Source organism: Aquidulcibacter sp., assembly GCF_049239865.1.
Classification (GTDB): domain Bacteria; phylum Pseudomonadota; class Alphaproteobacteria; order Caulobacterales; family Aquidulcibacteraceae; genus Aquidulcibacter.
In genome coordinates this window covers 1-13065 of sequence record NZ_JBMLTR010000080.1, presented here as the reverse complement: position 1 = coordinate 13065, position 13065 = coordinate 1, and the positions used below count along the sequence as shown (strand labels likewise).

The 13065-nt window shown below is 57.0% G+C and carries 10 protein-coding genes; 6 read left to right on the top strand and 4 right to left on the bottom strand.

Translation table 11 applies throughout. The annotated features are described in order from the left end of the window. Position 1: 1 nt before the first annotated feature. On the top strand, positions 2 to 295 hold the full coding sequence (locus ACOVRA_RS05695) for a hypothetical protein (RefSeq protein ID WP_421719453.1): 294 nt from the start codon (positions 2 to 4) through the stop codon (positions 293 to 295). 10 nt (positions 296 to 305) lie between these two features. Here the strand turns inward: ACOVRA_RS05695 and ggt are convergent, their stop codons facing one another. After that, complete coding sequence (gene ggt, locus ACOVRA_RS05690) at positions 306 to 2006, bottom strand: gamma-glutamyltransferase (protein WP_421719452.1); 1701 nt, start codon at positions 2004 to 2006, stop codon at positions 306 to 308. A 140-nt stretch (positions 2007 to 2146) separates the two neighbouring features. Between ggt and phbB the strand changes: the two genes are divergently transcribed. After that, on the top strand, positions 2147 to 2869 hold the full coding sequence (phbB, locus tag ACOVRA_RS05685) for an acetoacetyl-CoA reductase (RefSeq protein WP_421719451.1): 723 nt from the start codon (positions 2147 to 2149) through the stop codon (positions 2867 to 2869). A gap of 72 nt (positions 2870 to 2941) precedes the next feature. Here the strand turns inward: phbB and metK are convergent, their stop codons facing one another. Next, complete coding sequence (metK, locus tag ACOVRA_RS05680) at positions 2942 to 4138, bottom strand: methionine adenosyltransferase (RefSeq protein ID WP_421719450.1); 1197 nt, start codon at positions 4136 to 4138, stop codon at positions 2942 to 2944. Between the two features lie 112 nt (positions 4139 to 4250). Here metK and argE point away from each other — a divergent pair, with 112 nt between their 5' ends. Continuing rightward, the gene (gene argE, locus ACOVRA_RS05675; protein WP_421719449.1) at positions 4251 to 5420 is read left to right on the top strand and encodes an acetylornithine deacetylase; all 1170 of its coding nucleotides are present in this window, start codon (positions 4251 to 4253) and stop codon (positions 5418 to 5420) included. Positions 5421 to 5428: 8 nt separating this feature from the next. Here the strand turns inward: argE and ACOVRA_RS05670 are convergent, their stop codons facing one another. Then, the gene (locus ACOVRA_RS05670) at positions 5429 to 6913 is read right to left on the bottom strand and encodes an efflux transporter outer membrane subunit (protein ID WP_421719448.1); all 1485 of its coding nucleotides are present in this window, start codon (positions 6911 to 6913) and stop codon (positions 5429 to 5431) included. A 96-nt stretch (positions 6914 to 7009) separates the two neighbouring features. On the opposite strand from ACOVRA_RS05670, the gene ACOVRA_RS05665 reads away from it, so the two are divergent. From ACOVRA_RS05665 to ACOVRA_RS05655, 3 genes are read left to right on the top strand one after another with little or no spacing between them, the layout of a single operon-like run. Then, positions 7010 to 7681, top strand: a complete 672-nt coding sequence (locus ACOVRA_RS05665) for a TetR/AcrR family transcriptional regulator (protein WP_290807436.1) — start codon at positions 7010 to 7012, stop codon at positions 7679 to 7681. Next, positions 7671 to 9047, top strand: a complete 1377-nt coding sequence (locus ACOVRA_RS05660; RefSeq protein ID WP_421719447.1) for an efflux RND transporter periplasmic adaptor subunit — start codon at positions 7671 to 7673, stop codon at positions 9045 to 9047. The genes ACOVRA_RS05665 and ACOVRA_RS05660 overlap by 11 nt, the downstream gene beginning before the upstream one ends. 11 nt (positions 9048 to 9058) lie before the next feature. After that, the gene (locus ACOVRA_RS05655) at positions 9059 to 12310 is read left to right on the top strand and encodes an efflux RND transporter permease subunit (RefSeq protein ID WP_290807432.1); all 3252 of its coding nucleotides are present in this window, start codon (positions 9059 to 9061) and stop codon (positions 12308 to 12310) included. A gap of 67 nt (positions 12311 to 12377) precedes the next feature. Here ACOVRA_RS05655 and ACOVRA_RS05650 read toward each other — a convergent pair. Continuing rightward, positions 12378 to 13065 (bottom strand): AMP nucleosidase (locus ACOVRA_RS05650; protein ID WP_421719446.1); only part of this gene is annotated, 688 nt, incomplete at its 5' end.

Sequence of the window (13065 nt, the reverse complement as noted above, 5' to 3'; positions counted from 1 at the left end):
TATGACCATCTTTTCGATTGCTACGACTCTCAATGATAACCATCGCTCTAATTCCGGTTGCCGCCAAACCGCCAATGATGGCAGTTTACCGCAACTTCCAAGTGAACCAGTCTTGCGCGTGATGCGAACCGCGCTGCAATGCTTGGGTCCTCTGGGCCCCAGCGATGCAATGGTATTGTCGCGAATGTTAAAGCGTCTCTTTGAGATTGAGAGCGACGATGGAATCGTTGTCGCAATGGATCATGCTAAAGAACTCGTGGAAGTTCTTCAGCTACAACGGCGCGTCGCCCGCTAGATCAATGGGTTTAGCTTCTCGTGATGCGGGCTGCGCCACGGGCGCGCGGATCTGGGGCGATTCTGGGTTGACCATTGGCTACCTGAATGGCCGCGATATCGCCATTGTAGTTTTGCGCTTCGATCCGGTAACCGCGGCGCTCAAGCTCCTGCTTAAGATCCGCGCTTGCCGGTGCGTAGGGCTCTGTGAAGATGGTGTTCTCGGGCACAAGCTGATGGTGATAACGCGGTGCATCCACGGCAGCCTTTAAAGGCATCTTGTAGTCGAGCGCATTTAGCAGAACTTGGAATACGGTCGTAATGATGCGAGATCCGCCGGGCGAACCTAGCACCATGGCGGGTAGGCCGTCTTTCATCAAAATGGTTGGCGTCATGGATGACAGCGGGCGTTTGAACGGTTGGATCGAATTGGCGTCGCCACCAACCACGCCATATTGATTGGCAACACCGGGTTTTGCCGAGAAATCATCCATCTCATTATTGAGAAGGAAGCCCGCCCCTTCCACCACGACGCCCGACCCATACCAGCCATTGAGCGTGTAGGTGTTGGACACGGCGTTTCCGTCTGAATCAACGACCGAGTAATGCGTCGTCTGCGGCTTTTCGAGGCCTGGTTGAATTTGATCGATTGGCGAAGGGAACTCTGCTTGCACACCCTTCGCCCGCGCCTTGATGTAGTCAGCAGCCAGCAGTTTCGCCACCGGTACTTGGACGAAATCTGGATCGCCCAAATAGACAGCGCGATCGGCAAAGACGCGCTTCTCCAACTCCGCCAGCAAATGAATATAGTCAGCCGAATTATGCGCCACGCCGGCAAACAAATCGGCCCGCGCTTCCTTCATGCCTAACAATTGTAGCAAGGCAATCCCGCCAGAGCTGGGCGGTGGGGCGCTCACGACGTCATAGCCCCGCCATTTTGACGTGAGTGCGGTGCGCCAGACTGGGCGATAGGCTTCCAGGTCGGATAGGCTGATTAGGCCCTTCTCGACGCCTCGGTTCATTTGCGCCACGATTTGGGTCGCAACGCGCCCTTGATAAAAGGCAGCAGGCCCCCGCTGCGCGATCGCCTCCAGCGTGTTGGCAAGGTCTGGCTGGGTAAAGGCCTTACCTTCCGCCATTGATCCAAAGTAACTGCCAAAGTTGGTATCCCGCCCCAACTCCACAAAGGCTTCTTGATAAATGCGGATCATTTGTGCCGGCGGGGCAAAGCCGTCGCGCGCCAGTCGGACGGCAGGTGCAACCACTCTGGCCCAAGGTAATTTGCCAAACCGGCGATGGGCCGCAAACAGGCCTGCAACGGTGCCGGGCGTTCCCGCAGCCAAATTGCCAATAACGGTACTGCCTGAGCGCACATCGCCCTGCGCGTTCAAATACATATCGGCCTTGGCTTTGCCCGGCGCAGTCTCGCGATAGTCGAGGAAATAGGGCTTGCCCTGCATGACAAGGGTCATGAAGCCGCCACCGCCAATATTGCCCGCTTCTGGATAGCTTACGGCGAGCGCAAATCCGATGGCGACCGCCGCATCGACCGCATTGCCGCCGGCTTCGAGGATTTGCGCGCCAATCTCTGCGGACGGGGTATCGGCGGTTGCCACAGCACCGGCCTTCAGCGCACGGCGCCCTTTGGCGAGCCCCGCGTCCGGCAACATCATCGCCCCGGTCAGTCCGAGGCTTAGGCCCCCTAAGGTTTCACGACGGGAAATCTTCGACATGGGCTCTACTTTCTCACAAAAATCCGAAAGGTGGTGGCCAATCACATTAGACTGCAGTGCGACATAAAAACAACTTCCAAGCAGACTGAGTTTGGTTAGGGTGCCGATAAAACAAACACATCAGGGTGGTGAGGAAAAACATGACTAAAGTTGCAGTTGTTACAGGTGGGTCACGCGGTATTGGCGCGGCTATTTCGATCGCTTTGCGCGATGCTGGCTTTAAAGTTGCTGCCAATTATGGCGGCAATGATGAAGCTGCCGCAGCATTTTCCGCGGAAACAGGTATCGCAACCTATAAATTCGATGTCGGGGATTATGAAGCCTGCGCTGCGGCCATGGCCAAAATTGAAGCTGACCTTGGTCCGATAGACGTGCTCGTCAACAATGCCGGAATCACCAAAGACGGCTTCTTCCACAAAATGTCGCCAGAGCAATGGCGTGGTGTGATCAATGTCGACCTCGACAGCTTGTTCAACTGCACCCGTCCTGTGATCAATGGCATGCGTGAGCGTGGTTACGGGCGCATCATCAATATCTCGTCGATCAATGGCCAAAAGGGCCAGGTTGGCCAAGTCAATTATTCCGCGGCCAAGGCCGGGGTGATCGGCTTTACCAAAGCGCTGGCGCAAGAAGGTGCCGCCAAAGGCGTCACCGTCAATTGCGTCGCGCCGGGCTATATTGCCACTGAGATGGTCTCGGCTATGCATCCAGACGCATTGGCGAAGGTAAAGGCCGGCATTCCTTGCGGACGTTTGGGCGAAAGCGAAGAAATTGCACGCGCGGTTGTGTTCTTGGTGGAAGATCCTGGCTTCATCAATGGCTCAACGCTCACCATCAATGGCGCCCAATATATCGCGGGCTAAAGCGCGAGAGCGACCATAAAAAAAGGCTGTCGGGTTGGACCCGACAGCCTTTTTCTGTTTCTGTCTGGTGGCTTAACCCAGCAAGTCTTTCAAGCCATCGATCAAATCGGTCTTCTCCCACGAGAAGCCGCCATCGGCATCAGGTGCGCGACCAAAATGGCCATAAGCTGCCGTGCGGGCATAGATGGGCTTGTTCAGGTCCAAGTGGCCGCGAATGCCGCGTGGGGTCAACTTCATCAGCTGTGGCAAACGGGCTTCCAGCTTGTCGAGATCGCAACGCTCAGTCCCATCGCAGTTTGCATAGATGGACAAAGGTTCTGCAACGCCGATGGCGTAGGAGAGCTGCAGGGTGCAGCGATCTGCCAGACCGGCCGCGACGATGTTTTTCGCCAAATAGCGCGCGGCATAAGCGGCAGAGCGGTCCACTTTCGTGGGATCTTTGCCAGAGAATGCACCACCACCATGGGGGGCTGCGCCGCCATAGGTGTCGACGATGATCTTGCGACCGGTGAGACCGCAATCTCCATCAGGACCGCCAACAACAAACTTGCCGGTTGGGTTGATGTGCCACACGCAATCCCGGTCGATTGGCAGGATGTCGCCCAAAGCATTACGGATGTAGGGCTCGACAATCGCGCGAATGTCTTCGCTGGTCAGGCTCTCGTCGAGGTGCTGGGTCGACAAAACGATTGAAGTTGCTGCAACGGGTTTGCCATTTTCATAGCGCGCCGTGACTTGGCTCTTTGCATCTGGGCCCAACATGGCCAGCACACCGCTTTTGCGGGCATCAGCCAGATCTTTCAGGATTTTGTGGCTGAATTGAATTGGGGCTGGCATCAGTTCTGGGGTTTCATTCGTGGCATAGCCGAACATGATACCCTGATCGCCCGCGCCTTCTTCCTTATTGCCGCTGGCGTCCACGCCCATGGCAATATGTTCAGACTGGCCATGCAACAGCACTTCAATATCAGCATATTGCCAATGGAAGCCATCTTGAGCGTAGCCAATGTCTTTGATGGCCATGCGCGCGGTGTGCGCGATCAAGTCTTCGGTGACGGTGTCGGTGCCACGGAATTCACCGGCGATGACAACGCGGTTGGTCGTGGCCAAGGTTTCAGCTGCGCAGCGCAGGGCCCAAGGGTCCAACCCTTCAGCGATGGTGTGGCGGAAATACAGGTCAACAACTTCGTCTGAAATCCGGTCACAGACTTTGTCTGGATGTCCTTCAGAAACGCTTTCAGATGTGAAAAGATATGACGCTCGGGCCAATGGTCTACTCCGGGATGAAATTTCAGGATATAAATACATGTTTATATCTTGAAATCAACTTAACCAACGAAAGAATTGGCCTAAACGCTGCGGCCATGGCAGAGTGTTTCACATGACCCGTACCCAGAACCTGACTGACACCATCGAGATTTTGACAAGACTGGTGGGATTTGACACCACGTCGCGCAACTCAAATTTAGAGTTAATTGAGTGGGTTGAGGCCTATGTCGCGCCGTTGAAGCCCCATTTGCGACGCATCCCCAACGCCGATGGTACCAAGACCAATTTGATCATCAGTTTTGGGCCGATCAATGCACCCGGTGGGGTTGTTTTGTCAGGCCATACCGATGTCGTCCCCGTTGATGGGCAGGAATGGGCGACCGATCCGTGGACTTTGACGGAATTGGATGGCCGACTCTATGGTCGTGGAACCTGCGACATGAAGGGATTTGCAGCCTGTGCGCTGGCTTTGGCTCCAGCGATGGCACAGGCAAACCTGACTGCACCAATTCATATTGCGCTATCCTATGACGAGGAGATTGGCTGTCTGGGCGCGCCGTCGCTCGTCGAGGTGCTCAATCAGCATTATGCTAAGCCAGAGGCTGTTATCATTGGCGAGCCAAGTGATATGGGCGTGGTTTCCGGGCAAAAAGGCCTGTCGACTTTCCAGATCGAGATTACGGGGCGGGCAGCGCATTCCAGCCAAGTGCAACAAGGCGTCTCCGCCATTATGGAGGCGGTGCCGCTCTTGGCGAATCTCCGCGCTTTGTCCGAAGAAGTCCGCGCAAATGCGCCAGCCAACAGTCCGTTTGAGCCGCCGGGCACGTCGCTTACCATCGGCTTGATCGAGGGTGGTACAGCTTCCAACATTCTCGCCCAATCGTGCAGCATCACGTGGGACATGCGGTTTGAGGTCGGTGACGATCCCCATGTGCATGAAGCCAAAGTGGCTGCTTGGGTGGCAGAGGTCGATGCAAGGATTAAGGCGCGGGCCCCAGAAGGCGGGGCCAGCATGATGCGCCGCTCGCTCTCACCGGCGATGGCACCCGAGACCGACGGTGCCGCAGAGGCTTTGGCGCGGGCATTGACTGGCGATAACACGACCCGCGCCGTGGCCTATGCGACCGAAGGCGGCATTTTCCAAGGCGGTGGGCTATCGACTGTCATTTGCGGGCCGGGCTCCATCCTGCAAGCGCATCAACCCGATGAATTCATCGAGATCGCCCAACTGGCAGCTGGGTGTGCGTTCATGGAGCGATTGGTGAAGCGCCTGTCCGCCTGATAGACAAACTAAATCCCGGGGGAACCCGCAAACGTCCGATAAAGGCCAATCGCCGCATCACTCAGCTGTGCCTGATTGGCCAAACGGGCCTGACGGGCACTGGCCAATGCGCTTTCAGCTTCGAGACGGTCCTTGAACGAGGCAAGTCCTACGTTGAAGCTAGCCTGCGTCGCGTCAAATCGCACTTGCGCCGCGCGCTCCCCATCCACGCCAGCTTTGGCCCGAGCTTGGGCTTGCCCATAGGCGGACAGCGCATTCTGGCCTTCCGCAATCGCGTTCAGCGTGGTCGAGCGATAGGCTAACAGCGATTGCTGGAAACGTGCGTCGGCCGTTTTGACGCTGGCGCGTCTCTGCCCGAAGTCAAACAGCGGGATTGAAATAGCTGGGGTTGCGTTGCCGCGCTGGATGGTTTGGGCAAGTGGGTTGCCTGCCAAGGACGAGAGGCTGGTGATGGTCCCAACGATCGAGAGGCTTGGGTAAAGATCTGCGCGCGCAATGCCCACGCCTGCCGCTTGCAGCACCGCATCTTGTTCAGCGCGCGCCACATCCAAACGACGACGGACGAAATTCGCAGGAACGGCATCAACCATCGGCGCTTCTGAGCGGAACGTAAAATCTTTCACCGGGGCCAAAGTCTGATCAAGTGAACCTGGCACGACACCGCGCAGGATCGCGATCCGGTCCAAGGCGCCGCGAACCCGCAATTCAGCATCGGGCACGCGTTGACGAATTTGCGCTGCTTGGCCTTGGGATAGACCTTTGTCTGCCAATGAAATCAGGCCAGCGGATTCACGGGAATCTGCAATCGCAGCCAAGGAGTCGGCCCGTGCCAAATCTTCCTGCAGATAAGCCAAGCTTTGTTGGGCATTACGCAGATCAATATAGGCGGCGGCTAGATCAGCAATAATCGCGATTTTGGCAGCTTCCAGCGACGCCCGCGCCCCAGCCTCATTCGCCCTTGCGCCAGAAACGGCAGAGCCAAAACGGCCGAACAAGGGCACTTCCCACGTGGCGCGCAAGACACCTGTTCCGGTGGTTTGCTGCTCGACGGCTGTACCGGTAGCCGAAGTCAGCTTGGTATCGCCCATCGCATAATCTGTGTCGGCAGAGCCAATTGCCGTGAGGCGAGGGGCAAAGCCTGCAATCGTGGCGCGGCCATTATTGCGCGCTTCGATTAAGCGTTGATTGGCCAGTTGGACGGAGATGCCCTCGCTCAGCGCCTCGCGCACCAGCTTGTCCAATACGGGGTCTGCAAACTGCGACCACCAAGCGGCACTTTCGCCCGCTGGCGCAGGGGGCATGTCGCGGAAAGCATCCGGCAGCGTGCTAACCGGGTTTTTGACCTTGGGCGCGCCCATGCCTGGAAACCCGACTGATCCGCCAGTGGCGCAACCACCCAATAAAATCAGGACCGCCAGACTACCGCTTAGGCCAAGCCTGCGGAAATTCTTCTTGTTGGCTGACATCCGAAACTCAAGTGCCGACGTAGACATGCTGTCTCCACATAATGATGTTTTTTCGCTCGACCGCTTGACCTCGGGAGCAAGGCCGCATAATGCGAACGAACGTTCGCTATCGGAATAGGACTTATGTCGCGCACCGTCAACCCGTTGAAAGCTGAGATTAGACGTCGGGAGATCTTGGATGCAGCTCAAGCATGCTTTGAGCGGCGCGGATTTCATGCGACTTCGATGGATCAGATTTGCACCGAGGCCAGTATCAGCCCAGGCGGTCTCTATCGCTATTTCCCCTCTAAGGAGGCGATCATCGCGGCTATGGCCGACGATGAACGTCGCACGGCTACCTTGGCCTTTGACGAAGTGCGGGCTTCCGATAACTTCCTCGTTGCCTTGTCTGAGCTGTGTGAAAAGTTCACCGAAGCTTATGCTGAACCCAATCGTGCGGCCTTCGCGGCGGAGCTGATGGCTGAAGCCGTGCGCAATCCCAAGTTCGCCGCTGTTGCGCGCGAAGCCGAGAGCAAGATTCGCACAGAAATCACCGCTTTGTTGCGCGCCGGACAAGAGCTGGGCCATGTCGAACCGACCCTAGATCCTGCAGAGGCCTCCGCCGTTTTGATGGCCGCGGCCGACGGCCTTGGCTTGCGCATGACCTTTATGAACGACTTTACCGCCGAAGAAGCCGCCCAAGCCCTGAAGAACTTAGTGTTGCGCTATCTCAATCCGGCTTCGACCCCCATTCAAATTCCCTCCCCTACCAAAAACTCGGCGAAAAAGCCGATTGGAGCTTCTAATGACGCGTAAAATCCAAGCTGTATCCTTGGCGCTTATCCTTGCCACCACGCTGGGTCTTTCCGCGTGTGGTAACTCCGGTGACGCAAAAAAAGGCGAAGACGCGAAAAAAGCAGGTGCTGACGCCAAGGCGAAAGAGGGCGGCCGGATGCCGCAAGCTGTTTCGGTGGTTCCTGTAGAAGTGAAAAACTTCACCGGACGCTTGGTCGTCGCGGGTCAAGTTCAGGCTATCCAAGAGGCCCGTGTCTTCCCAACCTCGTCCGGGGCGCGCGTGATTCAAATCATGGCCGACGCCGGTGACCGCGTTGTCGCAGGTCAGGCTTTGGCGCGGTTAGACGGTCGCCAAGTCAATGCGGATAGCGAATTATTGGCCGCACAAGTCCGCCGCGCGCGCACGTCCTTGGCGGAAGCAGAAGTCGGCTTAACGGCCGCCCGGCAAAACTTAACCCGCGCTGAGACAGGTCCACGCGAAAGCGCGCTCGACACCGCCTCGGCGCAGATCGCCTATGAGCAAGCAGAGGCAGAATATCAGCGCGCCCTATCAATTAAGGGCGAGGGTGCTTTGTCGGTCGAGCAATTGGAGGGACGCCGTGCCGCGGCCCGTGCTGCTGAAGCCCGATTGCGCACGCAAAAAGGCGACATCAATGCCTTGCTAGACGGTCGTCGTCAGGCTGTTGCCCAAGCCGCCGCCCGCGTCGGTGCCGCGCGTGCTGACCTTGACGTGGCAATTGCCCAGCAAGCCCAATCCAACTCGCGCCAGAATAACGGCTTGATCACCGCTCCGGTTGGCGGTCAGATCATTTCCCGCTCGGTCAATGTGGGTGAAATCGCTGGGTCCACTGGCCAGCCTATGTTTGTCATTGTTGCCAATGACGCCTTGGAAGTAGCCGCCGAAGTGCCTGAATCTGAGATCAGCCGCTTAAGCCTCGGCATGCCCGCTGAATTTACCGCACCTGACGGCTCGATGGTATCGGGTTCATTGCGGCGTCTTCCAGCCCAAATCGACCCGCAACGTCGTACCGGCATTGCCCGCTTTACCTTGGCCCTAAACCCAGCGGTGAAGTCTGGTGTGTTTTTGACGGGCAGCGCTTCTTCGAAAGCACGCGGTGTGGCAGCCGTGCCGGCTGCTGCTTTGGTCTATGGTCGCGAAGGGGCTTCGGTCTTTGTGCTCCGCAATGACAATTCAGTCACCAAGGTAAAAGTGACCATCGGCTCCCGCGAGGGCTCCTTGGTCGAATTGGTGTCTGGCCCACAACCTGGGGCGATGGTCGTAACCGCCGGCTCTGCCTTCTTGGCTGAAGGCGAAAAGATCAACCCAATTAAGGGTGCGCTGAAGGCCTCCGCCCCTGCTCAACCTGCAACCCCCCCCAAGAAGTGAGGTAAGTCGTTATGCGCAATATATCTTCTTGGGCCATCAAGAACCCAATCGCCCCGATCCTACTCTTCTTTCTTTTGACGATTATGGGGATTGGGGCCTTCTTCAAGCTCCCGATCAACTCAAACCCAGATATCGAATTCCCGGCCTTTACCGTGTCTGTGGGCCTGCAGGGTGCTGCACCGAGCGAGCTTGAGAACCAGGTTGCGACCAAAGTCGAAGGCGCTTTGGCCTCGATCGAGGGCGTCAAGAAAATGACGACCACCTTGGTTACGGGGAGTTCAAACACTTTCGTTGAACTTCAAATCGGCACCGATATCTCCAAAGCAGTTGACGACGCCCGTGCAGCGGTGTCGCAGATCCGCTCAGACCTTCCCGATGGCATTAACGAGCCGCAAGTCGCTCGGATCGACTTCAACGATCAAGAGCCTTTGGCGATTTACTCTGTGCGTGGCCCCGATATGCCCGCAGAGGACATTTCTTGGCTGATCGACCGCGAATTCAACCGCCAATTGCTGGCGGTAAAAGGCGTTGGTCGCGTCGAACGCTGGGGCGGTGCCAGCCGTCAAATCACCGTTGATTTGGACCCAGCCCGCTTGACTGCCTTCGGCGCGACAGCCTCACAGGTCAGCCGCGCGCTGCGCAGTGAGAATATCGACTTGCCAGCTGGCAAATCAGAATCTGGTGCGGGAGAACAAACTATCCGTGCTTTGGGCTCTGCTAAAACGGTGGAGGAACTTCGTAACACGCCCATCGTCCTAAACGGTGGTCGCGTCGTGCGCCTATCCGATATTGCTGATGTCCGCGATGGGTCGAGCGAAGTGCGCGGGATTGGCCGCTTTAACGACCAACCTGTCGTGATGTTCCAAGTCCTGCGTTCCAAGACCGCAAGTTCCTTGAAGGCCTATGAGGCCGTCAAGTTGAAAATCGAAGAGTTACGCAAAGCCTATCCGAACCTGATCATCGAACCTGTGTTCACCCCAACCGACTATGTCCAAGAAAGCTTCGACATGTCGATGGAGACGTTATTTGAAGGTGCGCTGTTAGCGACCTTGGTGGTTGCTGTCTTTTTGGGCGGATGGCGGCCTGTTATTGCCGCGGCAGCCATTATTGGTGTCACCTTGGTTGGCCTTGCTTGGGTGCTCGAAACGACGACCGGGGTTCACATTTCCAAGACCGTATTGTTGTCCATCGGGACCGTAATTCTCGGCATTGTGACCTTCGTCATCAAAGATGGGCGAGCGACCTTCTTAGCGGCAATTGCCATCCCGTTGTCGACCATTCCAACCTTCTGGGTCATGAGCCTTTTGGGCTTCACTCTGAATGATGTGACGCTTTTGGCGCTTGCGCTGGTGGCCGGTATCTTGGTCGACGACGCGATTGTGGAAATCGAAAACATCATCCGCCATATCCGGATGGGCAAATCGCCCTATTCGGCAGCCTTGGAAGCGGCCGACGAAATTGGTCTAGCCGTGGTTGCGACCACGGCGACGATTGTCGCGGTGTTTGCGCCTGTGTCCTTCATGACGGGCATCGTTGGACAATTCTTCAAGAGCTTTGGTTTGACGGTGGCGGTTGCGGTGCTGTTCTCGCTTTTGGTTGCCCGCTTGATCACGCCTTTGTTGGCGGCCTTTATCCTCACACGTTCACCGCCAGAGCATGAAGGTGAAGCTGGCAAGCGCTACATCGCTTTCCTTGAAATGGCCTTGCGGAACCGTTGGAAGACGGTTGCTGTTGGGGTTGCGGTGATGATCGTGTCGGTCTTGATGTTGGGCTTAGCGCCCAAGACATTCACGCCAACCATCGACCAAGGCTTTGTGCAAATGCGCATCGACTTGCCACCGGGCCTCTCGCCAGACGAAGCAGATGCGCGTGCCCGCGAAGTTGCCGGCATTGTGATGGATCGGCCTGAAACCAAGTCCGTCGTGCAAAGCGTGAACGGTGATTTGACGGGTGCAACTTACTTCATCTCGCTGGTGGAGCGGAAAGAACGCGACATCTCGCAGCAAGCCTATGAGGGCGAGCTCCGCAAATCCGTTGGCAAAGTGCCAGGCATTCGGGCACGGTTTGGCGGTGGCTGGGGTTCGGGTGGTCTGTCGATCAATTTGACCTCGGACGACCCAGACGCTTTGGCCGCTGCGACCCAACGTGTCATGAGTGAAATGCGGAAAAAGTCTTGGGCCGTGGACTTGCGTTCCTCGGCTGACTTAACCCGCCCCGAACTGCACATCCTGCCAAAGCGGGAAGAAGCTGCGCGCTTGGGAGTCTCGATCGCTGAAATCGCCACCGCCTCACGTTTGGCAACAACGGGTGATATCGAGCTCAACCTCGCCAAGTTTAATGCGGGCGAGCGTCAAATCCCGATCCTCGTACGCTTGGCGCGGGAAAACCGGGCCGACATTGAAGCCATTGGTGCGTTGCGTGTAAACACGGGAACGGGTGACACCGTGCCTTTGAGTGCCGTTGCTGACATTCAATTCGGTGGTGGTGAAGCCCGTATCACGCGGGAAGATCGTCAGCGCGTTGTGACAATCTCGTCGGGCTTAGCCGCCGGCAAGCAGCTTGGCCCCGCCTTGGAAGAATTGCAGAAGGAAGACTTCTACAAAAATCCAGGTCCTGGCGTGAAAGTGAAACCAGATGGTGATGCAGAAGAATTGGGCGACATGTTCGGCCAATTCGGCGGCGCCATCGGCCTCGGGGTCTTGCTGATATATTGTGTGCTGGTGCTGTTGTTCAAAGACTTCCTGCACCCAATCACCATTCTGTCGGTCATTCTCTTGGCCCCAGCTGGTGCGTTCATTGCACTGGGTCTTGTGAAGGAGCCGCTATCGCTGCCGGTGATGATTGGGCTGTTGATGTTGATTGGTATCGTGATCAAGAACTCGATCCTGCTGGTCGACTTTGTGATCGAAGCTCAACATCGCGGTGTGCCGCGTCATGAGGCCCTGATTGATGCGGCTCGCAAGCGGTCGCGCCCGATCATTATGACCACGATTGCGATGATCGCGGGCATGGTGCCTGCCGCTATGACAACAGCTGGCGCTGGTGCATTCCGGCATGGGATGGCGATTGCGGTGATCGGCGGCTTGACCTTGTCGACCGTGTTGAGCCTGATCTTCGTGCCTGCCGTCTACACGCTGATCGATGACCTCGATCAGAAGATCAAGCGCTTCTTCTCGAAGGTGCCAACCGTCACCAGTGAAGACAAAGCGATTGCCTTGAAAGAGGAAGTCGAACGCCGCGCCAGCCAAGCCGCCGCCGAATAGGCCGGGCAAAACCGATAAATCAAAAGGGGCCCCGATTGGGGCCCCTTTTTCGTCTTGGTTGCGCTAATCAGCGGAAGGGCGGCTCATCAAAGCTGCGCAATTTGCGTGAGTGCAGCACAACCCCGTCGAGGCGCATCTTTTCAATAGCTGCGATCCCAATCTTCAGATGCTCACCAATGGCGCGCTCATAGAAGATGTTGGCAGTGCCGGGAAGCTTGATTTCGCCATGCAGCGGCTTGTCCGATACGCACAAAAGGGTGCCATAAGGCACGCGGTGGCGGAACCCTTGGGCGGCGATCATGCAGCTTTCCATATCGACGCCGATGGAGCGTGAGATATTGATCAAGCGACGCTCCCGGCCCCAATAAAGCTCCCAGTTCCGGTCCGAGAAGCTCACCACCGTGCCGGTCCGCAGACGCCGCTTGAGGGCTTCCCCGCTTTCACCCGTGACTTCCATCGCGGCCTGCTGGATGGACATTTGCACTTCCGCGATCGGCGGAATGGGGACGTCCGCTGGCAAGATACGGTCGAGGACTTCGTCCTTGCGCAAATAAGCGTGCGCCAACACATAGTCGCCAATCCGCTGGCTCTGCCGCAAGCCGCCGCAATGGCCAACCATCAGCCAACAGTGTGGACGCAGAACGGCCAAATGGTCGGTGATATTCTTCGCGTTAGACGGCCCCACGCCAATATTGACGAGGGTAATGCCTTGCCCGTCCTTGGTGGTGAGGTGATAGGCTGGCATTTGATACTTG